We start from the raw sequence: 20,522 nt of genomic DNA, 5'->3' as shown, positions 1-20,522 counted from the left end.
AGATATAGGACGATCACGGACACACATCTACGCCCCGCCCTCTCCACAGCTTCCAGACCTGTTCCCAACCGTCTTCGTGACTCGGCCCCGAGACGACAATCAGTTGGCTGCACGCACCGTTGCCCAGTTGCCTGCTGTAACCCTTTGCAAGTTCAGTCGGGATCATTTCGTCACGCGTGCCCGACAAGTGACGCTGAGGTATCAATGCCAGGCGCTGAATGTAATCGAGTGGGTCCAACGATCCATTGAGAGGCGAAAGTCCTTTTAGTGCTGTCCACTGATTCGGGGCCAGATTGCCAGCGATGGTCTGGATCCGGGTGATGTCGTTTCGTTGTCCAGCCAGTAGCAACGCGAGGGTTGCGCCGCCTGAATAACCAATCAGCTCGAACTCGTTATTACCGTAACGTTGTTTCATATGGTCCAGCGCACTGCTGAGGCTGGTGACCACTGCCTGGGAGAAACGGCGATTGGTCCAGAGGGCAGCGTTGCAAGCCGGGGCCGTGATGAATTGGCAAGGTCGTGCCAGATAGGCGCTGGGCGTCGGGTCGTTGACTGCCAGCTGCGGCACGAGGAGCTTACGTGGGCTCGGGTCGAGACTGGGTTGAGTGGCGGTGGCCCAGGCATGACCGTCGCCTTCCAGATAGACCCGCAGACGGTTCGCTCTGAAGGTCTCTGGCGGTAACAGCGCCGCAAGTGGAAAGGGCTGTGCCGACAGAATCTGCATCTGTCGGCCATGCTGGTTGGCCAATTGCTGTAGATCAGCGCGCGGAGACTGACAACCGGCGATGGCTCCGCTCAACAGCAGCGCCATCACGACTGCAAGGGTACCGCCCAAGCGTTTTCGACCGAGGCGGTAACTCCACATCAAAAGTCGTAACGCACTTTTGCAGAGAACACATCGGCATCGAAGCCTGATTTACCGATGTAGTCATAGTTGACGCCCAGTGTGACGGCACCCAGTTTGTAATCGGCACCCACACCCGCTTCGTAACTGTCACGCACAGCCTTGGCACCGCTGGTTACAAACGGTGTACTGCCGAGCAAAAAGGTGGACGTGCTCTGCGCTTCGTCGGCGGCGAAGTCGTGGTAGGCCATCAGTTTGGCTTGTGGCTCCAGTGTTCCGGCGCCCAAGAGGAAGCTGCCAGCCACGCGCATGCCTGCGCCCAGCTCAATGGTTTCATAACGCTGGTCTTCAACCTTTAACGCAGTCGACGAGCCTTTCTCACGATAGCCGTCGATGTTCACTTGGCTGTAACGCGCCGCCAGGCGTGGTTCGACCAATACTTGCGGGTTGACGTGATAGGTGTAGCCACCCACCAGATTCAGGCCCAGCAGGTCACTGTCGTAATCTGCCTTGGCACGCGTACCTGCAATGCTGCGTTTGCCCTGGTTGTCGTTGAGGCCGTAAGTCAGGCTTGTATCGACAAAGTAATTGCCTTGTTCGAAGCCGCTGTACAGCGTGAATGCATGGCTATCGACTTCGGTCTTGTTGCCACTTTTGCCATTCACGTCGGTATTGATGAAGCTGTACGCCAACCCCAGCGTCAGGTTGTCGTTGAGCTTGCCGTCAGCGCCCACCGCGACTCCGCTGCTGTACGCGTTATAGCCAGCAATTCCGTCACGCTGGCCTTGAGTGGCATCGCTGTAGAGCGACTGGACCCAAACCCCGGCATTCTTGAAACCTTCGCCAGAAGACGCGCCGCGTATCGAGCTGGTGCGGCTGCCCGTTACGTTGCTGATCAGACCCTGGCTGGTAGTAGCGGCGCTTCTGGCCCCGCCGTTGACCTCCGGCGACAGCTGCGAGGCCAGCTTGGCAAGCTGCCCTCCGTCAGCGTTCAGCAAAAGCTGTTTGAACGCATCGCTGTCGTTCAGCTTGCTGATGATGCTGTCGCCGGTCAGGTTGACCAGTGTGGTCTGTTCATTAACTGAGCCGCCGTTGTTGGCAACTACCTGAGCGACCTCTTCCTTGCCCTTGGCGGTGACCACAGCTACAACGTCTTTGCCGTCAACGGTATAGCTGTCGATTTTAAGTAGCGCCGAGGTACTGACTACATCCAGTTTGCCAGCAGGGTCGACCGCGCGCCCATCCTTGGTCAGCAGTTCGATCTTGCCTGATTCGATGAGCGTGTAAGCAGTGCCGTTGGCATTGAAGTCGTCACCCTTGGCCGCGAGCTTTACTTGCGCTCCCGGTTCGAACTGAGTAGTGCCGGTAACTTTCAGCACCGCGGTTTTAGTATCAGTGGCCTTACTCAGATTCAGGCCGAGTGCCGAATTGCCGTCGACATACAGATCGCCGCCAATGCTGCTGTGTGCGGACTCGAAAGTCATGGTAGTAGGACTGTCGGAGGTGCCACCAACATAAACCGATCCGCCGCTCTTGAGGCGAATGTTGTAGCCATCTTTACGGCTGTCAGTACCTGTGAAGGAAGTATCCCCCTCCAGCTCGATATTGCTTACGTCGATCAGGTTACCGACAACGACGCTGCCCTTTCTCAGGATCAGCTCGATCGGACGATTGCTTCCAGAAGCGTCGATAGCCCTGTCAGCGGAAATGATCGAACCTTCGTTATAGATATTGAAGTCGCCCCGTTCGATGTACCAAGGCTGAGCGCCGATCATAGAGAATTTAGTAGTGCCCATCACGATAGCAGCGCTCTCGCCGCGGATCGTCCCGGTGTTGGTTATGTCCGCACTATTGCCTATCATAGTGGCCCCGTCGATTCGAAGACCTTGAGACCCCGCGCCGCTAGCGGAGAGGCTGCCATGGTTTTCGAAGAATTTCAGGCTCGTGGCGACGTCCAGGGCCGTCGCGCCTTGACCGGAAACTTCAACCAGACCGTGGTTGATGACGTTGCCGTTGATCCTACCGCCCTCCAGGCTGATGCCTTTGGCTCCTTCACCACTAGCAAAGGTGCCGGAGCCACTGATGTTCCCGTTGAGGATAAGGTTCTTTTCAACGGTCGAACCACTTAGCTGAATCGCATCTTTAACCGCACTCCCCGAATAGGCACCGTTGATCTCAAGATTGCCGGTATGGGTCTGACGCTCGCTTTTGTAGCCAGCGTTGGTCAGTTGGACTGTTTCAGCAAAAGCCGGAACGGCAGTTGCAGCCACAGCCATGGCGAGAAGGGTCTTGCGAAACATCACAGAGTTCAAGATTCATTCCTTATGTTGGGGGCGCTGCCATGCTTGTCGAGAACCTGTCGCAGCGAAAAGTGGCCATTGGCCACACAGAAGAGCGCGGCGAGAATAAAGTAACCGACTTGAAATAACATCAACTATTATCGGCGCAATCGCACTTCGCTAAAGTCGAGCAAGTGCTCAGGGTCGGGATGACTAGATCCGATATGACTCTGCATGCGCTACCTTCCTGAGCGTGCGCCAGTACGAGCGAACGCGCTTGGCAAAGGTCGGCGAACTGCTGAACAATACGATGGTCGCAAAGGACACCCACCAGCCGGGGCGCAGGCAGGTCAGCAGGTACTGATTGAGTCAGATGCGCGCGATTCTCAGCCTGTAGCGCTTCGGATCAATACCCCGCAATTGCTCTATCGCAGAAGCTTTGTAGAGTGTGCTCAATACGCGGCGGCTGGTTAGAAAGCGTTCCGGGAAGTCTACGCCAGCCTCGGAGTGATTCAGGACTCTGAAGTTGCGCCTCAAGACGTTGTCCCATAACTTCAGATTGCTCAGCCCTACCTCGCAGGGACGTCCAAGCCGGGCGTCAATGCCCTTCCTGCGCATGACACCCAGCATCAGCGCCTGCTCGGTCACCATGCGCGCAGACGTGTAGCCAATGAAGTTGCCAAACGGGTTGCGAGACGGCTTGTCATTGAAAAGCGCGCGCCTTTCAAACAGTGGTTGCTCCCACATGGCGAGCATCGCATCGCGTGTGCCGAACTGAACAAGGTCCGATATGTGGAACAACATCGGTAACCGTTCAGGGTCACGAATGTAGAGCGTCGTGGTGGTAATGGGCGTCTCGAACAAGCGCGTTTCGCCAGGGTTGGCATCATCTGGCTGGCCTATGACAGCCAGTGCAGGGCTGGTCAGGTTGTGGTCGGCGCGCGTCTTCATGACATACGGTCTTGAGGCGGCCTGAATACCGCACAACGTCGATCGCAGCATGCGATTGATGTTGATCTGATTACCGGCATCGTCGACGAAGGCACCCGGATCATCCGACATGATGAGCTGATCCGCTTCAACCGCAGAAGTATCTTCATGACACCAGGTAGAGACGATAACTTCGGCATGTGGCAGGTGTGTCCTGACCGATGCGATACAGGCGAAGATATTCCGCTGGGGGCTCAGGTTGCGATAAAGAGGTCCCTGGATAACCACGCTGATTTTTCTGGAATCAACGGCCACAAGATGAGGCATGTTCTTAACCTTTAATGAGGAATGACGACGAGAACAGATCATTCAGATAAATCTCGCAGCACGCCGAAAGACGCGCAAAAAAAGACGATGCATGCGACGCAGGACTCCAGCCAGCATTGGCAGGCTGATCAGCACCGTCTCAAGACGAGTGACCATGAATAACCTCCCGATTTGAGCCGAACGAGCTGCAGCTGTTGTGATTGAAGGCAGGTTATTGAACGAGGCATTGAGGGTTCGCGAATAGATACCCAGGTGCATGGCAGGCACCATGATCACGATGTTTCGGTTTCGAAGCCTTGGGCTCAAATAGTTGTAGCGAGCCATTTTCTGGATGAAGTCCATGCAGGTAGCCGAGTCATGCTGACCAAAATCAATCAGCACCCATACGCTCTCGACCTTATCCATATGACGCGCAACGCTGTTCGCCACGATGCCGCTCAGGCCATTTTCGTGAAGGAAGTCTTCCAGACTGAACTGGACGTGGTCCGTCGGTAGATCGCTGATGGGCAGTTCGGTCAGGTTGTAGCGGTCATCGATGACAAGCACCGGGATTGTCTTTCTATACGCGTGCTGGATGTGGGACAGCTGACAGATCAGCTCATGACTGGCCGGCCTGGGGCTCAAATGAGACACGACGAATATCTTCATTTTGAACCTCTGGCATAGGACTCGAAGGGAGTGGAGTTATAGATAGCCTTCACCGCAGCCCACACGCTTTCAAAATAGAAGATTTTCCCGTTGTTTCTGCAAGCACGAACCGCGGAAATCAAAATACCCGGGAGCGACAGGAGGAGGTGATGAAAGTAATCATCCTGCTGACGAACAAACCATGTCTGCGTACTGCGTTGACGCAACATATTGCGCACTTCACAGCTCTGGGTGATCAGCGTCTGTTTGGCCAGCACAGGGTCTGCAAGGAAGCGATTGACCAGAAACTCTTGCCGCGTACTTGGGAGCTGGTCAAACAACACCAGCCTCTCAAAGTCGCTGATAAATTCTCTGACCGTTCCAATATCGTTTTTGAACGTGGACTGCTGAACGACATGATTGATCAGCTCGATCCAGGCTCGAACACTTATATGACAAACCCCGGTCGGTATACTCACTGCTGCCCGGCTGACGAGGTACTTACTTGCGAACTGGTGCAGCCTGGCGAGAGCCGTTTTGCTGGAGATGTTGATCAGAGGCTTCTTGTTCAGAACCGAGAAGTAACGCGGGCCTATGCGTCCGAGTTTGCCACTTGCTGATTGCACCAAAGTCTCTGATCCCAATAGCGCACGGGAGGTGATTGATTGCGTAATGCCGAATGGATTGACCCTGCAAGGTACGCCAGCTTTTGACAGGCGCATACCGTGTTCAATGTCTTCAAATTCAACCCAATACAAAGACTCGTCCAACGGGAAGGCATTCCACACTTCCTTCCGGCAGATGTAGAGACTGCCGGTCGCGTAGCAGGAGTCGCTGTTGTAACGCATGGCACTGGCATAACTGAAACCGGTCCGCTCGATCTCTGGAAAAATCGACGGGGCGATACTCGCTGCATCGCTGCAGTTTCGGCTCACCCCCTGAAGACCGTTGGCTATCGCGCCCAAAGCCATGCCGTAATCCGAATAGCGGCGAGGGTGCATACTGAGCCGATTGTCGAAAAACATGCTTTGCAGTGTCATCAACGGATAGCGCGGACCAAAGCGACGTACGATTTCTCCAAAATTCCTGGGCAGAAATACGCGGTCATGCAGGATCACGAGATTGCTGAATCCGGCCTCCAGAGCGAGACGATTTTTCTTCTTGCAGATCTGCACTGGCGGAGCGGTAATGTCCTGCCCCACGATGCGGACCTTGTCGAAATAGGCGAAGTTGCTTCCCGGTGTGCCACACAGAAGTATCTCCTTGCGCGGGACGTCAATTTCCAGAATACGCTTCACTACCGCATTCAGGACCGTGGCGTCTCCTGGCCCTACAGGAAGGCAAAAGCTCCAGCCATCAAGATCGTCATCGGATTCCGCCGCCAGCCTTGCTACCTTTTTGTAGGTGACAGAGGTGGCCGAGCGTTCGATTGCCTTGAGTGATCCGGCAAAATACTCACGGTCCAGATAGCACTCAAACTCAGTGTCTTCGATAACTGTAATCTTCTGGCCAACATTCAGAAAATGGGCACCGTCCCACAGCAGCAGTGGCGCCAGCGGTGAATCACTCTGGACACCATAAAAGCAGTAACTACCCGAGTCGTACATGGATAACGGACGCAGTGCGGCATGCAGGTTTTTGATTACCCGCTCCGGCTTGCGAAACGGATGGGCGCGGAACGAAACAAAACCCGAACATTCATGGGGCAGCAGCAGGCCAACCGGGAGCTTATGCAGGCTGTCCGCCGCCAGGTAACCAAGGCTTGGATGGTGCTGGAGATGGGTCGTTTTCATGGCTCAGACGACGTACTTGTCGGCAAGCGCGCCGGGCACCTTAACGACAACGGTGGTTGCATCAGTGAGCGCTTCGAACGCAGTGATGTCGCCCGGCTCCAGAACGATGATGTCGCCTGCATGCCAGACCTGATCGCGCATGTTGACGGACCCGGAAATGAGCACGGTTATCTCTGTGGCAACCTTATGATAATGGGCAGCTTCCTTTTCGCCTGCCTGGTAAATCTTGACCCCGACCTCACAGGACTCGGTATTGAAAGCAGCAGGCTCGAAGCCGCCCACAAACCAGCCTTTGACCATGTCTTGCAGTCTTGCCGTTTTCATCGCATTTCTCCTGCTTCGAAAGCGTGAAGCTGACTATTGGTTTTCAGTGGCCGGTACTGACTGGGTTCGATTCGGTAGGCACCGATCCTTTTCTGTAACAGCACCAGTTCATTGAGGGCGGGTGCTATGTAGAAGTTGTCATTGACCCTGGCATCCTTGCGAATCATCTCTTTCGCCGCCGCCACGAACAGCGAGCCGGATTTGAACCAGTACACACCTGCAATGGCGTGGGGACTGATCGGATTTTTTTCGGCAGCTTCAATGACCCGGCAGTTGCTATCCAGACGTGCGAATGAATAGCGAGGGTGCAGTGAATTGAAGATAACCACGCCGGCATCTTCATCGTTGTTCCGAAACGCACGCACGGCGTCACGCAGCTCTATATCCAGAAAATCACTGACACTGAGAATCAACAACTCATCATCGTTGTCGATTTGCCCGCTCGCCAGAAGTGCCGTGCAGGCGGCACCCCGGGTGACTTTGTTAATGGGCAGAACACTGGCCGCAGGGTGCATTTGCTGGACCATGTTGCGAAGGTGCAGCCGAGTGACATCGTCATTCGAGAATGTGCAGATGATCCTGCGCGGCTCAAGCGCAGCACAGTTGTCGATCAGCGTATGGATCAGTGGCTTGCCATTGCATTCGCACAGATATTCGGGGTACTCGCCGTCGTCGAGCGACGTATCTCCCTTCTTTCCCGACAGAAGAATGATGTTCAATGCGCTCACAGGCTAGCCACCTTGTCGACGTTGATCTCATCGACCTTGCCGAGGATGTTATTGAGGTTTACATCGCAGGTTTCAGCCACGACCAGAACATGGGCACCGGAATCTCTGGCGGCTTTGATACCATTTTCGTTGTCTTCGACGATCAGACACTCTTCGGGCATCAGGCCCAGTTGCCTGATGGCTTTGGTGTAGATATCGGGAGCTGGCTTGGCATGTTTGACATCCTCGTTGGAGAGCTGCAAATCGAGGTATCGCTCCAGGTCTGCCCTGTTCATCATGACCTCCACGGTGTTGCGAATGGAGTTGGATGCAACCGCCAGCTTGTAGCCCATTGTTTTCAACGATGACAGCGCGTACTGATGCACAAACGTCGGTTTGCACTGGGCGTACACGATTTCCATGGTGTACTGCTGCTTCATTTCGTTGATGAATGCGTGCAACGCAACCGGCAGGTCGCGCTCTACGCTCAGCATGTCGAGTTTGCGCGAGGTGGGCAGACCGTCGTAGGCGGTGAGGTGTTCATGGCGACTGATGTTGTAACCGAACAGGCTGAGGGCTTTGTTCAGTGCATCGTAATGCCATTCCTTGGCTTCAATGAGGACGCCATCCATATCGAATATCACTGCCTTGATCATGATTGCCTCACTTGAAGAAAGTGGCTGCGTCTGCGGGAATATCAGTGCAAATCGTTAAACCGTCGTGCGCGTCGAGTTCAAGCAATTGCTGCCACAGGCTGCGATGGTCACGCCCATGCAACTCGGGAGATACCACACACACCTGCTTGCCCTGAGATAGAAGATCGCCAATAACCTGACTGGAAAACCATTCCCCCTCAAAACCGTCAAGCCAGACACCTGCTGCCTTTTCGATCCAGGCTGGGGACGGTTCAACTTCGCTGAGCCGGGTGTAAGTAATAACGTTCGCGTGAAAGTAACTGCGCATGTCCGGTACCGCCATATCGAAGGCAAACCAGTTGGTATGACCATATCGAGCGAAGGTTTTGGCGAGCGCCTGCGCCATTCCATCAGCTTTGATGTTGATGGCCAGTGGCAAGTTACGACCTGCCATGATGGCGAGCAGCTCCTCAAGCGTCAGCTCGCCACCAACGGGCATGTCGTGAGAAATAACCAGTTGACCCGCCACGTCGCGGACATCGGTTTCTGTACCGAAACCAAGGTCGAATGATCGGTGAAATGCTTCGGGCAAATTGCGCTCCGGCTTTTGCAGCCAATAGCCGCGATGGCTGATGATCTGCATGTCAGGCCTGCCTTCCCGAGGCTGCCTGCCTGCTTAGCGGCAACGACAGGAATTGGTTCAGGTCTGCCGGTATACCCAGTCCGTACATGCCATGACCCTCTGCGCCAATACTGTAATGAATCACTTTGGCGCCGCGTCCGATGATCTCGTTGTACGCCGGGGCAACATAGAACTCGCCATTGACGCGAAGATCTTTCATGACCATTGTCTCGATGGCCGATATCAACTGACCTGCATTGCGAAAGTTGTAGATGCCGACAGTGGCTTCATCAGAGATGACCTCTTTTTCCACTACGCGGGTGATGAGGCCTTCTGCGCTGAAGCCCACAAACGACCACTTCGGATCACTGGCTTTCATCGTCATGATCAAGCCCGCTGCGTCACTCTCGTTAATTGCCTGCAGATAAGCGTTTATGTCCACATCGACATACTGGTCGCTGTTGGCAATCATCACTTGCTGGCTATAGTCGAGCAGGTGCCTGGCGGCATAAACGGAGCACGCGGCGCCCCCCGTCAGCCCACCAAGCTCGACGATGTCGCATCCAGGTGCCCAGGCATTCAGCTTTTCCCTCAGCGAATAGGTTGCGACCTGATCCGCCTGACAGATGAAGATGAAGATGAAGATGAATCGGTGCGGACAATTCGGCGTCAGGTTGTCAATCACGACCTTGATCATCGGTACGCCATGTACAGGGATCAACGGCTTGGGATCGGTGTAGCCCGCGACCGCAAAGCGACTCCCGGCACCCGCCATCGGAACGATAATTTGCAGCATGAAAATCCCTTTTGAATGGGTGATTTGAAGTTGACGAAGCGGCATTGACTGCAATGAATCAATAACAACCGTGTTCAATCATCCGGCCACGCTCAAGCGTCAAATAGCGCTGACAAAACTCTTTACCCTCTTCTACCGCGTGGGTAACAAGAATCAGGGCCATGCCGTCATCCTGCAAATTGCGAATTCGCTCGTGGCATTTGCGCTTGAACTCTTCGTCCCCCACAGCGAGCACTTCGTCAGCCAGCAAAACCTGTGGCTCAACATGAACCGCCACCGAAAAACCCAGCCTCATATACATACCCGACGAATAGTTCTTGACCGGGGTATCAATGAAGTTTCCCAGCCCGGAAAAATCCACGATCTCGTTGAAACGCGAACGCACTTCCCTGTTACTTAACCCGAACAGGCTGGCGTTGAGATAGATATTCTCCTCCCCTGTCAGATCAGGGTGAAAGCCCACACCGATTTCTATTAAAGGGGCTACACGACCCACCGTAGTCAAACGTCCGCTGGTGGGAACAAGGATGCGTGAAACCAGCTGTAAGAGCGTGCTTTTACCTGAACCGTTATGTCCCACAAGTGCAAGCGACTCCCCTTTATGCAAGGTGAACGACACGTCGCTGACTGCCATGAACGTTTCGGCATGCTCACGGTATCGAGCATCGAACAGGCCTAGAAACTTGCTTTTCAAACCGCCCCTGTTGTGGCGAAGAGTGAACTGCTTGGTAAGGTTTTCCGCCTTGATGACGACGCGGCTCATAAATACTCCACCACGTCGTCGACCTTTCTGAATATCAGCAGGCCGATGAGCAACGAGGCGGCCCCCATCAACACGCAAAGCAGCAGATCACGGGTGTCTGGAACCACACCAGCATGCAAAATGCTGCTGAAACTATCGAAATATAGAGCTACCGGGTTGTAGGCCGCTATGCTGGCGACACCCTCGGGCAGCGCGGAGGTGACCCACACAATTGGCGTCAACCAGAACAGCAAGGGCAGAAACACATCGATGAAGTGTTTTGCATCCCTCACAGTTACCTGAATGACGCTAAGCGCCAGACCGAACCCCATAATCAGCGCCATGAACGCAATCAGTACAATGGGATAAAAAACAGAGCGCGTGAAAACACGCCACCCAGCATGGGAAATAACGATGCATACACGATCATGCAGCCCGCCCAGAACACAGCAATCGACAATGCTCCGGAGAGGGGTAGCAATATACGCGGGAACCGTAACTTTCGAATGAGATTGCCGTTATTGATGAGCCATTCCCCGCTCTGTGAAACTATTTGCGCCAAAAGCATCCAGTGGACAACACCCGTTACCAGATGAAGTGCAAAACGGTCCTGACTGCTGGGCAGGATATAGGTAAAAACCGTGTAATACGTAAGTGTAACAACCAGCGGATTTCCCAATGACCAAACGAAGCCTAGCGTCGCACCCATGTAACGGATTTTAATTTCCTTGGACACGAGATTGATGATCAGGTCACGCCATTTTATAAAGCTTGTGCTGCGAGATGACGACATACGGTATCCAGCTATTGACAGGTAGATCAGAGAACGATTTTGACAATCAAGATCATAAATGGATAACCTTATGGCCTCATGCTGCGGGCACATGCTCTCTTCTTTCATAGAGTTACAGCTATAGGACGACGCCTTAGTTACTGTAGGAATATTCCACAAACTACCGGCGGCAGCTAAATGGCCCTTTCGAGGCCTCGCCACGCTCGATCAGAATCGCAAGGCACTTCCATCCGCGCACGTTGATCTATAACGTCAATGGTCATTCGCAATACGACCGGTCCAGCGATCACCCTTGAACAAGCGAGGCTACTCATGACCCAAACCCCTTACACCCCGCCGAAGGTATGGCAGCAGGAAACAAAAGCAGGCGGTACGTTCGCCAGCATCAACCGGCCCGTAGCCGGTCCCACGCATGACAAGGTACTGCCCGTCGGCAAGCACCCACTGCAGCTTTATTCTCTGGCCACACCCAACGGGGTGAAGGTCACGATCATGCTCGAAGAGCTGCTGGCGCTGGGGCATAGCGGCGCGGAATACGATGCCTGGCTGATCCGCATTTCCGAGGGCGATCAGTTCTCCAGCGGCTTTGTCGAGATCAATCCCAACTCCAAGATCCCTGCATTGCTGGACCGAAGCCATGAAACACCTGTTCGGGTATTCGAGTCCGGTTCGATTCTGCTGTACCTGGCTGAGAAGTTTTCCAGTTTCCTGCCCGCCGACACGGCAGGCCGTACCGAAACGCTGAACTGGCTGTTCTGGCAGATGGGCGCGGCGCCCTACCTGGGTGGCGGGTTCGGGCACTTCTACGCCTACGCGCCGGAGAAACTCGAATACCCCATCAATCGCTTCGCGATGGAGGCCAAGCGCCAACTCGATGTGCTGAACCGCCGACTGGGCGAGCACCGCTACCTGGCTGGCGATACCTACACGATTGCCGATATCGCGGTCTGGCCATGGTATGGCGCGCTGGTAAGGAACAAGGTTTATTCGGCCGCCGAGTTCCTGTCGGTGCACGAATACCCGAACCTGATTCGCTGGACGGAAGAAATCGCCGCGCGCCCTGCCGTCATCAAAGGCCAGAAGGTCAACCGCACCTGGGGCGAAGAGGCGGATCAGGTGCCGGAGCGGCATCAGGCATCCGACCTGGATAAATAAGACGCAAGTCAAGGCCTGCGCAAACAGAAACCTGTTGCTACACACTCAAAAGAGATTCTGGGTCGGACAGTCGTGATCTGAACGTAAAGTAGCGTCCTTAGCCACTGCCCAAGGACGCGCCCTATGAGCCGGACAACTGCCCATCCAGATTTTCACTTGCAACTCGACACCGGTTTTCCATGCAGTGGAGTACTTGCAGCATGAGTACTCCCAATGCACCGCATACGCCTGTAAATGATCGCTTTGATGAAGTGCTCGCAATGATTCAGCAAGCTGCACAGGCGGTCAACACTCGCCTGATCGAGCTTTACTGGCAGGTAGGCGCTTACATCAGCCGCAAGATTGAAAACGCCGAATGGGGTGACGCGGTGGTCAGCCAGCTTGCCGAGCATCTGGCTGTAACCCAGCCAGGGTTGCGCGGGTTTACGCGTCGAAACCTATTTCGTATGCGCCAGTTCTTCGAGGTTTACCGCGACGATGAGAAAGTGTCAGCAGTGCTGACACAATTGCCATGGACTCATCACCTGATCATCTTCAGCCAAAGCAAGCGCCCCGAAGAGCGTGAGTTTTATCTGCGCGTGGCAATCAGGGAAAACTGGTCCAGCCGAGAGCTGGAGCGCCAGTTCAAGACAGCCTTGTTCGAGCGCAGTATCACCCAGCCAGCCAAGGCCTCGGCGATGCTCAAGGAAACCCGACCGGCAGCACTGGATGTGTTCCGTGATGCCTACATGGTGGAGTTTCTCGAGCTGCCATCGGGACACGCCGAAGCTGACCTGCACCGCGGTTTGCTGCAACGCCTGAGGGATTTTCTGATCGAGCTGGGCCGCGACTTCTGTTTTGTCGGCTCCGAGTACGCGTTGCAGGTCGGCGGCCAGGATTTTGCGCTGGATCTGCTGTTTTTCCATCGCGGCCTCAACTGCCTTGTTGCCATCGAACTCAAGGTCGGCCGCTTTGAACCCGAATACCTGGGCAAGCTGGACTTTTATCTTGAAGCGCTGGACCGGAATGTACGCAAACCCCATGAAAACCCGGCCATCGGCGTTTTACTCTGCGCCAGCAAAAACGATGAAGTGGTCGAGTACGCCCTGAACCGCTCGCTTTCACCCGCGCTGATTGCCGAGTACCAGACCCGCTTGCCGGACAGGCAGCTATTGCAGGCGAAGCTGCATGAGTTCTATGCGAGTGCTGTGCTGAGCGATCAGTGATACCTGCCAGACGCACGATGCATTACGCTTGTGCATGCCTGAGCGGCAGTCTGCCTGCTTGCCCTTTCCCTGACTGGAGCCTCCAATGCCGCACGATAAGGACCCTCGCGCCCACACCGCCCTGTCGCAACGCGGCCGTAGCGCCAGCAGCGGGCCAGGGCTGGCGGTCAACCCGCCGGTCGTGCGTCTGAGTACGGTGCTGTTCGACAGTCTGGAGAGTTTGCGCGAGGCGGAAATTCGCACCACGGGGCCTGAGCGCTCGCTGACTTACGGTGCCAACGGCAACCCGACGGCGTTTGCCTTGCAGGATCTGATTTCCGGGCTTGAGGGCGCACACGGTACTTGCCTGTACCCGACCGGGCTGGCGGCAGTGGCGCAGATGTTTCAATCGTTTCTGCGCCCAGGCGACCATGTGCTGATTACTGAATCGGTGTATGGCCCCGTTCGGCGCCTGGCGAAAACGATGCTGACGGCCTTCGACATCCAGTTCGATTTCTACGCGGCTGACGGTAGTGATGTGGAATCGCTGATCAAGACCAACACACGGATGATCTACGCTGAAGTGCCCGGCTCGCTGACGTTCGGCATGTGCGACCTGCCTGCACTGTCACAGGTGTGCAAGGCCAGGGATCTACTGCTGGCTGTGGATAACTCGTGGGGCTCGGGAATTCTGTTCAAGCCGCTGGAACTGGGCGCGGACATTTCCCTGATGGCCCTGACCAAGTACGTGGCCGGGCATTCCGACGTCATGATGGGCAGCGTCAGCACCACCGAAGCGCACTGGAAAACCCTCAAGACCATGAACACCGCCGTGGGCAATACCGTCAGCCCCGACGATGCGTATCTGGTGCTGCGCGGTGCCCGCAGTCTGGCGGCACGCATGGCCATGCATGAACGCCACGCGATGCAAATTGCACAATGGCTGCAGGACCAGCCTCAGGTTGCCCGCGTGCTGTATCCCGCATTGCCGGACGATCCGGGCCATACCATCTGGAAGCGCGATTTCCATGGCTGCAACGGCTTGCTCAGTTTCGAATTCCATGCCGTTGACCGGCAGGTGCTGGACCGATTTACCGGCGCGTTGAAACTGTTCGGGATTGGTTACTCCTGGGGCGGTTTTGAAAGCCTGATCACTGAAGTCGAGCAATATGGTCCTGAGCGCGGCACCGGCCCGATGCTGCGGCTGCAGGTTGGCCTGGAAAGCCCGGAAGACCTGATTGCAGACCTGCAGAACGGGTTCGCTGCGGGTTAATCCTGATAGTTGCTGCCCTTGCATTGCTCCGTCGCCGTTATTTGCCCAGAAGCCCTCGCTCTGCTAGTGTCGCGCGGTTCAACCTCTACCGGAAATGCCCCCATGGCCCGCAAGAAAGCTGCACTGGATTTCGAACAGTCACTCGCTGACCTGCAAGCGCTGGTAGAGCGGCTGGAGAATGGCGAGTTGTCTCTGGAAGACTCCCTGACCGCCTTCGAGCAAGGTGTACGCCTGACCCGCGACTGCCAAAGCGCCCTTACCCAGGCCGAACAGAAGGTCCAGGTGCTGCTGGAGCGCGATGGCGAACTGAGCGAAGAGCCGTTCGACGATGCGGAACTTCCCGAATGATCGCGAGCTATCAAGCGCAAAGCCAGACTCGCGTCAACGCAGCACTCGAAAAACTGTTTCAGGCACCGAGCCCTGAGCTGAACCGGCTTTACGAAGCCATGCGCTACAGCGTGATGAACGGCGGCAAGCGCGTGCGCCCGCTGCTGGCCTACGCGGCCTGCGAAGCGCTGGGCGGCGTAGCCGAGGATGCCAACGGTGCCGCCTGTGCGGTTGAACTGATTCACGCTTACTCGCTGGTGCACGACGATTTACCGGCGATGGACGATGACGACCTGCGTCGCGGCCAGCCGACCACGCACAAGGCTTTCGATGAGGCCTGCGCGATCCTCGCAGGTGACGGTCTGCAAAGCCTGGCGTTTACTGCACTGCTCGCGCCGCACCTGACCTCACGCGATGCTGAAACGCGTCTGCAGATGGTCAATACCCTCGCAGCCGCTGCCGGCCCGGCAGGTATGGTGGGCGGGCAGGCGATCGATCTGGGCTCTGTGGGGCTGAAGCTTGATCAGGCAGCGCTGGAATACATGCATCGGCACAAGACCGGTGCGTTGATCGAAGCCAGCGTCCGGCTTGGCGCACTGGCCAGTGGTCAAGCCGATCAGCCGCGTCTTGACGCCTTGCAGATTTATGCGCGCGCGGTCGGTCTGGCCTTTCAGGTTCAGGACGACATTCTCGATGTCGAAAGCGATACTGCGACCCTCGGCAAGCGTCAGGGTGCCGATATCGCCCGCGACAAGCCGACCTACCCTGCGTTGCTGGGCCTGGAAGCGGCCAAGCGCTATGCACTGGAACTGCGTGATCAGGCGCTGACGGCGCTGAGCACATTCGATGCCGCCGCAGAACCGTTGCGCGAGCTGGCACGCTATATCGTCGAACGTCGCCACTGATCACCGTCACCGAAGCCGGAAATCTGCTGAATCAACCACGGTTCGTCAGGTCTCAGTCATTAAGCGTGTCAGTCGGCGGACTATCCGCCGACTCACTTCATGGGCAGCTTGCGATGCATAAGGTAAACTGCCGCCTCTTTTACTTATAACGATTCGCCTGATGCCCACGACGTTCAAAGAGATCCCCCGCGAGCGCCCGGTCACGCCGCTGCTCGACCGAGCCGATACCCCGCACGGCCTGCGCCGTCTGGGCGAAGCCGAGCTGGAAACCCTGGCCGATGAGCTGCGCCTGGAATTGCTGTATTCCGTTGGCCAGACCGGAGGGCATTTTGGTGCCGGTCTTGGGGTCATCGAGCTGACCATCGCGCTGCATTACGTTTTCGACACTCCGGACGATCGCCTTGTGTGGGACGTGGGTCATCAAGCCTATCCGCACAAGATCCTCACCGGCCGTCGCGCGCGCATGTCCACCCTGCGCCAGAAGGATGGGGTGGCGGCCTTTCCGCGTCGTAGCGAGAGCGAGTACGACACCTTCGGCGTCGGGCATTCCAGCACCTCGATCAGCGCCGCACTCGGCATGGCGATTGCCTCGCGCCTGCAAGGCAGCGAGCGTAAATCCATTGCCGTGATCGGCGACGGTGCGCTGACTGCCGGCATGGCCTTCGAAGCGTTGAACCACGCGCCGGAAGTGGCAGCCAACATGCTGGTAATTCTCAACGACAACGACATGTCGATCTCGCGCAATGTCGGCGGTCTGTCGAATTACCTGGCCAAGATTCTTTCCAGCCGCACGTACAGCAGCATGCGCGAAGGCAGCAAAAAGGTGCTTTCGCGCCTGCCCGGCGCCTGGGAAATCACACGTCGCACCGAAGAATATGCCAAAGGCATGCTGGTCCCGGGCACACTTTTCGAAGAGCTGGGCTGGAACTACATCGGCCCTATCGATGGCCACGACCTGCCGACTCTGATCGCCACTCTGCGCAACATGCGTGATCTGAAAGGCCCGCAGTTTCTGCACGTGGTCACCAAGAAGGGCAAAGGTTTTGCGCCAGCCGAAGTCGACCCGATCGGTTATCACGCCATTACCAAGCTTGAGCCGCTGAATGCGCCTGTCGTCCCGAAAAAAATCAGCGCGCCGAAGTATTCCGCAGTGTTTGGCCAGTGGATATGTGACATGGCCGAGGCTGACTCACGGCTGGTGGGCATCACGCCAGCCATGAAGGAAGGCTCGGACCTGGTGGCATTCAGCGAACGCTTTCCAGAACGCTACTTCGATGTTGCCATCGCCGAACAACACGCTGTAACACTGGCGGCCGGTATGGCCTGCGAAGGCAGCAAGCCGGTCGTGGCTATCTACTCGACCTTCCTGCAACGCGGCTACGATCAACTGGTGCATGACGTCGCGGTGCAGAACCTCGACGTACTGTTTGCCATCGACCGCGCCGGGCTTGTGGGCGAAGACGGCCCGACCCACGCAGGCAGCTTCGACCTGTCCTACCTGCGCTGCATCCCCGGCATGGTGGTCATGACGCCGAGTGACGAAAACGAACTGCGCAAGCTGCTCAACACCGGTTACCTGCACACCGGCCCCGCGGCAGTGCGTTACCCACGCGGTACCGGTCCGGACGCGTTGATCGAGACAGGCCTTGACCCGGTCGAAATCGGCAAGGGCGTTGTGCGTCGTCAGGGCCAGGGCGTTGCGATTCTGGTGTTTGGCGTGCAACTGGCCGATGCGCTGGTGGTGGCCGAGAAGCTCGACGCGACGGTGATCGATATGCGCTTCGTCAAGCCACTGGACGAAGCCTTGGTGAGCGAAGCGGCCGCCAACCACGAGTTACTGGTCACACTGGAAGAAAACGCAGTGATGGGCGGTGCCGGTGCTGCGGTCAGTGAGTTTCTGGCACGCGCCAATATCCTCAAGTCGGTACTCCACCTGGGCCTGCCGGACACCTACGTCGAGCATGCCAAGCCTGCGCAGATGCTGGCTGAGTGCGGGCTGGACGCCCAAGGGATCGAAGCGGCGATCAATGCGCGGTTGGCGTTGATTGGCTGAGTGGCAGAGGTTCCTCACGCGCCGAGCGTGAGGAATCATCACCACGACCCCGCATGCAGCAATCCTGATAACATGCTGCGCACTTCGACACTGCCGCGATGCCAGCCGATGCCTCATGTGACCCGTTCCGCCCCCACGCCTGAATTGACCTCGGTGTTCGCTGCCTTGCAGCAGCATTTTCTGCAGGTCGTCGTTCCGCTCTGGCAGGGCCCTGGCTGGAACGCACAATTGGCATTGCCTTACGAAGCGCTCGACGCCAACGATCAGCCTCTACCGCCGCAACGCTATCGAGCCATGGCCTGCGCACGTCAGCTGTTTCTGTTTTCCAGCCTTATCGATAACGTCGAAGTGCCGAACGCTCGGGCGCGGGCCGGTGAGCTGTTTCGCTCCCTGCAACAGCACTTCCACGATGCCGAGCATGGCGGCTGGTTCTATAGCATCGATCCACAGGGCAAACCTCTGGATCGCCGCAAGGACCTCTACACTCACGCCTTCATTATTTTCGCCTGCGCACATTACTGGGCGAAGGTGCAGGACCCGCTGGCAGAGTCAGTGCTCAATGCGGCGCTCAGCGTTGTAGCGGAGCGCTTTGCCGACGATGACGGGCTGTACGAAGCGCAACTCGATGAGGACTGGTCGACGCTGGGCAGCGGCCCGCTCCAGAACCCCTTGATGCATCTGGCAGAGGCCTTTCTGGCAACGCTGTCAGTGCGCGCCGACCCTGCAACCCAGTCAGCGCTGGACGCCCTGGTTATCCACATGCAGCGTCGCTTTGTCGACACCGCCACCGGCGTGATGCTGGAGAAACCCTTGGGCGCTGTGGATAACTGGTACGAGCCAGGTCATCAGTTCGAATGGTTCTTCCTGCTGCAATCGTCGCCAGAGCTGCATGGACGTGAGCTGCACGAATCCATGACCCGCGCGTTTGCCTACGCTCAGGCACAGGGTGTCGAGCCGCAGAGCGGCGCGGTGACTGCAATGCTGACACTTGATGGCACGGTACGCGACGCCACCCAGCGTATCTGGGCTCAGGCGGAATACCTGCGAGCCATGGCCATGCGGCCAGAGTGCGAGGCGAACCTGGCTGCGCAAATGTCAGCCTTTTCGCAGCGCTTCCTGCATGCCAAAGGCTGGAACGAGTGCGTAGAGCCCGATGGCGCGGTCAGCCGCAGTGACATGCCGTCGACCACGCCTTACCACTTGGCAACCTGTTACATCGGGCTGGCTGACTTTGTCGAGAACCGCTTCGTGAACGCTTTCCCGCCGCCGACGCCTGTAGAAGACTGATCGATCGAACCGCACCACCTGTGCGGCCCGATCAGCAAGCAATCAACCGCGGTTACGATCAATCGCAAAACCGGCCCAGGTCTGGCTGACGGGCATCAGTTCCAGGCTGTTGATGTTGACGTGCGCTGGCGTGTTCATGATCCAGAAGATGGTATCGGCGATGTCCTGCGGCTGAATCGGCTCGGCACCTGCGTAGGTCGCATCGTACTTGGCCTGATCACCGCCGAAACGTACCAGCGAAAACTCACTCTCGCACAGCCCGGGTTCCAGGTTGGTGACGCGTACGCCAGTGCCGATCAGATCGTTGCGCAGGTTCAGCGAGAACTGCCCGACAAACGCCTTGGTGCCACCGTAGACGTTACCACCCGGATAAGGATAGTTGCCGGCTACCGAGCCCAGGTTGACGATACTTGCCCCGCGACCATGCGCAATCAGACGTGGAAGCAACAGGCGTGTGGTGTAGACCAGACCTTTGACGTTGGTGTCGATCATGGTGTCCCAGTCATCCAGATCGCACTTGGGCGCAGGGTCGATCCCCAGCGCCAGACCGGCGTTGTTGATCAGCCCGCGAATGCTGCCGAACTCTTCAGGCAAATCTGCGATAGCACTCTCCATCGCCTTGCGGTCACGCACATCCAGCACCAGCGTATGCACCTTGGTCTGCTTCGACAGCTCGGCGCTCAAGGCATCCAGACGGTCCTTGCGTCGACCGGTCAGCACCAGCGACCAGCCCGCCTCGGCGAAACGGCGGGCACACGCCTCGCCAAAACCGGAAGTGGCGCCCGTGATGAATACAGTGGAAGTCATTTCATTCTCCTGACATGGCGCAAAAACAGCGCTGCCTGTTAATAAGTTTCTGGTAAGGGCAGCAGAATGCCCGTCAGCGGGACATCGATGCAACAACCGAGTGCATTTGTAC

General features: G+C 56.8%; 18 protein-coding genes and 2 pseudogenes. 7 read left to right on the top strand and 13 right to left on the bottom strand.

The genetic code is table 11. The features are described from left to right. Nucleotides 1-13 precede the first annotated feature (13 nt). From AC4ANK_RS04095 to AC4ANK_RS04040, 12 genes and pseudogenes are all read right to left on the bottom strand, one after another. A complete protein-coding gene (locus AC4ANK_RS04095; protein ID WP_002551867.1) occupies nucleotides 14-865 on the bottom strand; it encodes an alpha/beta hydrolase in 852 nt (283 codons plus the stop codon). Next, nucleotides 865-3,144, bottom strand: coding sequence for an autotransporter family protein (locus tag AC4ANK_RS04090; RefSeq protein ID WP_031594771.1), 2,280 nt, complete (start codon nucleotides 3,142-3,144; stop codon nucleotides 865-867). The genes AC4ANK_RS04095 and AC4ANK_RS04090 overlap by 1 nt, the downstream gene beginning before the upstream one ends. A 192-nt stretch (nucleotides 3,145-3,336) precedes the next feature. Further along, a pseudogene (locus tag AC4ANK_RS04085) lies at nucleotides 3,337-4,380 on the bottom strand (WavE lipopolysaccharide synthesis family protein). A gap of 42 nt (nucleotides 4,381-4,422) precedes the next feature. Next, a complete protein-coding gene (locus AC4ANK_RS04080; RefSeq protein WP_002551864.1) occupies nucleotides 4,423-5,028 on the bottom strand; it encodes a hypothetical protein in 606 nt (201 codons plus the stop codon). After that, nucleotides 5,025-6,800, bottom strand: a complete 1,776-nt coding sequence (locus AC4ANK_RS04075; RefSeq protein ID WP_460384252.1) for a hypothetical protein — start codon at nucleotides 6,798-6,800, stop codon at nucleotides 5,025-5,027. The genes AC4ANK_RS04080 and AC4ANK_RS04075 overlap by 4 nt, the downstream gene beginning before the upstream one ends. Nucleotides 6,801-6,803: 3 nt before the next feature. Further along, nucleotides 6,804-7,124, bottom strand: a complete 321-nt coding sequence (locus tag AC4ANK_RS04070) for a hypothetical protein (RefSeq protein WP_002551862.1) — start codon at nucleotides 7,122-7,124, stop codon at nucleotides 6,804-6,806. Further along, entirely contained in the window at nucleotides 7,121-7,852 is a 732-nt protein-coding gene (locus AC4ANK_RS04065; protein ID WP_002551861.1) for a glycosyltransferase family 2 protein, read from the bottom strand. The genes AC4ANK_RS04070 and AC4ANK_RS04065 overlap by 4 nt, the downstream gene beginning before the upstream one ends. Next, nucleotides 7,849-8,487 (bottom strand): HAD family hydrolase, encoded by a 639-nt coding sequence (locus AC4ANK_RS04060; protein ID WP_002551860.1) that lies wholly within the window; start codon nucleotides 8,485-8,487, stop codon nucleotides 7,849-7,851. The genes AC4ANK_RS04065 and AC4ANK_RS04060 overlap by 4 nt, the downstream gene beginning before the upstream one ends. 7 nt (nucleotides 8,488-8,494) lie before the next feature. Beyond that, on the bottom strand, nucleotides 8,495-9,109 hold the full coding sequence (locus AC4ANK_RS04055; RefSeq protein ID WP_002551859.1) for a PI-PLC domain-containing protein: 615 nt from the start codon (nucleotides 9,107-9,109) through the stop codon (nucleotides 8,495-8,497). 1 nt (nucleotide 9,110) lies between these two features. Then, a complete protein-coding gene (locus AC4ANK_RS04050; RefSeq protein ID WP_460385128.1) occupies nucleotides 9,111-9,884 on the bottom strand; it encodes a glycosyltransferase family 2 protein in 774 nt (257 codons plus the stop codon). A gap of 58 nt (nucleotides 9,885-9,942) precedes the next feature. Next, nucleotides 9,943-10,647, bottom strand: coding sequence for an ABC transporter ATP-binding protein (locus AC4ANK_RS04045; RefSeq protein ID WP_002551857.1), 705 nt, complete (start codon nucleotides 10,645-10,647; stop codon nucleotides 9,943-9,945). After that, nucleotides 10,644-11,419: pseudogene (locus tag AC4ANK_RS04040) on the bottom strand (ABC transporter permease). Before AC4ANK_RS04040 ends, AC4ANK_RS04045 begins: the two are co-directional and overlap by 4 nt. 312 nt (nucleotides 11,420-11,731) lie before the next feature. Here AC4ANK_RS04040 and yghU point away from each other — a divergent pair. From yghU to AC4ANK_RS04005, 7 genes are all read left to right on the top strand, one after another. Then, nucleotides 11,732-12,574, top strand: a complete 843-nt coding sequence (yghU, locus tag AC4ANK_RS04035; protein WP_002551855.1) for a glutathione-dependent disulfide-bond oxidoreductase — start codon at nucleotides 11,732-11,734, stop codon at nucleotides 12,572-12,574. A 200-nt stretch (nucleotides 12,575-12,774) separates the two neighbouring features. Beyond that, nucleotides 12,775-13,779, top strand: coding sequence for a PDDEXK nuclease domain-containing protein (locus AC4ANK_RS04030; RefSeq protein ID WP_031594769.1), 1,005 nt, complete (start codon nucleotides 12,775-12,777; stop codon nucleotides 13,777-13,779). Between the two features lie 85 nt (nucleotides 13,780-13,864). Continuing rightward, complete coding sequence (gene metC, locus AC4ANK_RS04025; RefSeq protein ID WP_002551853.1) at nucleotides 13,865-15,031, top strand: cystathionine beta-lyase; 1,167 nt, start codon at nucleotides 13,865-13,867, stop codon at nucleotides 15,029-15,031. A 102-nt stretch (nucleotides 15,032-15,133) separates the two neighbouring features. Next, nucleotides 15,134-15,379 (top strand): exodeoxyribonuclease VII small subunit, encoded by a 246-nt coding sequence (locus tag AC4ANK_RS04020; RefSeq protein WP_002551852.1) that lies wholly within the window; start codon nucleotides 15,134-15,136, stop codon nucleotides 15,377-15,379. Next, nucleotides 15,376-16,263: a polyprenyl synthetase family protein gene (locus AC4ANK_RS04015; RefSeq protein WP_002551851.1), complete on the top strand. Its 888-nt coding sequence runs from the start codon at nucleotides 15,376-15,378 to the stop codon at nucleotides 16,261-16,263. The genes AC4ANK_RS04020 and AC4ANK_RS04015 overlap by 4 nt, the downstream gene beginning before the upstream one ends. Before the next feature lie 160 nt (nucleotides 16,264-16,423). Further along, nucleotides 16,424-18,316, top strand: a complete 1,893-nt coding sequence (dxs, locus tag AC4ANK_RS04010; RefSeq protein ID WP_460384246.1) for a 1-deoxy-D-xylulose-5-phosphate synthase — start codon at nucleotides 16,424-16,426, stop codon at nucleotides 18,314-18,316. Between the two features lie 72 nt (nucleotides 18,317-18,388). Further along, entirely contained in the window at nucleotides 18,389-19,603 is a 1,215-nt protein-coding gene (locus AC4ANK_RS04005) for an AGE family epimerase/isomerase (RefSeq protein WP_031594768.1), read from the top strand. A gap of 42 nt (nucleotides 19,604-19,645) precedes the next feature. Here AC4ANK_RS04005 and AC4ANK_RS04000 read toward each other — a convergent pair whose 3' ends face one another. Further along, a complete protein-coding gene (locus tag AC4ANK_RS04000; RefSeq protein ID WP_002551848.1) occupies nucleotides 19,646-20,410 on the bottom strand; it encodes an SDR family oxidoreductase in 765 nt (254 codons plus the stop codon). Between the last annotated feature and the right edge of the window lie 112 nt (nucleotides 20,411-20,522).

It is taken from the genome of Pseudomonas sp. Pmew2, assembly GCF_058129885.1.
The sequence above is the reverse complement of the archived record's forward strand: the minus strand, read 5'-3'. Positions and strand labels throughout refer to the sequence as shown.

Excerpts from the sequence above, each read along its gene's own strand:
- AC4ANK_RS04000 (WP_002551848.1), bottom strand. The coding sequence starts at position 20,410 with ATGACTTCCACTGTATTCATCACGGGCGCCACTTCCGGTTTTGGCGAG.
- AC4ANK_RS04020 (WP_002551852.1), top strand. The coding sequence starts at position 15,134 with ATGGCCCGCAAGAAAGCTGCACTGGATTTCGAACAGTCACTCGCTGAC.
- AC4ANK_RS04075 (WP_460384252.1), bottom strand. The coding sequence starts at position 6,800 with ATGAAAACGACCCATCTCCAGCACCATCCAAGCCTTGGTTACCTGGCG.
- dxs (WP_460384246.1), top strand. The coding sequence starts at position 16,424 with ATGCCCACGACGTTCAAAGAGATCCCCCGCGAGCGCCCGGTCACGCCG.
- AC4ANK_RS04095 (WP_002551867.1), bottom strand. The coding sequence starts at position 865 with ATGTGGAGTTACCGCCTCGGTCGAAAACGCTTGGGCGGTACCCTTGCA.
- AC4ANK_RS04060 (WP_002551860.1), bottom strand. The coding sequence starts at position 8,487 with ATGATCAAGGCAGTGATATTCGATATGGATGGCGTCCTCATTGAAGCC.
- AC4ANK_RS04050 (WP_460385128.1), bottom strand. The coding sequence starts at position 9,884 with ATGCTGCAAATTATCGTTCCGATGGCGGGTGCCGGGAGTCGCTTTGCG.
- AC4ANK_RS04080 (WP_002551864.1), bottom strand. The coding sequence starts at position 5,028 with ATGAAGATATTCGTCGTGTCTCATTTGAGCCCCAGGCCGGCCAGTCAT.
- yghU (WP_002551855.1), top strand. The coding sequence starts at position 11,732 with ATGACCCAAACCCCTTACACCCCGCCGAAGGTATGGCAGCAGGAAACA.
- AC4ANK_RS04045 (WP_002551857.1), bottom strand. The coding sequence starts at position 10,647 with ATGAGCCGCGTCGTCATCAAGGCGGAAAACCTTACCAAGCAGTTCACT.
- AC4ANK_RS04055 (WP_002551859.1), bottom strand. The coding sequence starts at position 9,109 with ATGCAGATCATCAGCCATCGCGGCTATTGGCTGCAAAAGCCGGAGCGC.
- AC4ANK_RS04005 (WP_031594768.1), top strand. The coding sequence starts at position 18,389 with ATGCTGCGCACTTCGACACTGCCGCGATGCCAGCCGATGCCTCATGTG.
- AC4ANK_RS04015 (WP_002551851.1), top strand. The coding sequence starts at position 15,376 with ATGATCGCGAGCTATCAAGCGCAAAGCCAGACTCGCGTCAACGCAGCA.
- AC4ANK_RS04070 (WP_002551862.1), bottom strand. The coding sequence starts at position 7,124 with ATGAAAACGGCAAGACTGCAAGACATGGTCAAAGGCTGGTTTGTGGGC.
- AC4ANK_RS04090 (WP_031594771.1), bottom strand. The coding sequence starts at position 3,144 with ATGTTTCGCAAGACCCTTCTCGCCATGGCTGTGGCTGCAACTGCCGTT.
- metC (WP_002551853.1), top strand. The coding sequence starts at position 13,865 with ATGCCGCACGATAAGGACCCTCGCGCCCACACCGCCCTGTCGCAACGC.
- AC4ANK_RS04030 (WP_031594769.1), top strand. The coding sequence starts at position 12,775 with ATGAGTACTCCCAATGCACCGCATACGCCTGTAAATGATCGCTTTGAT.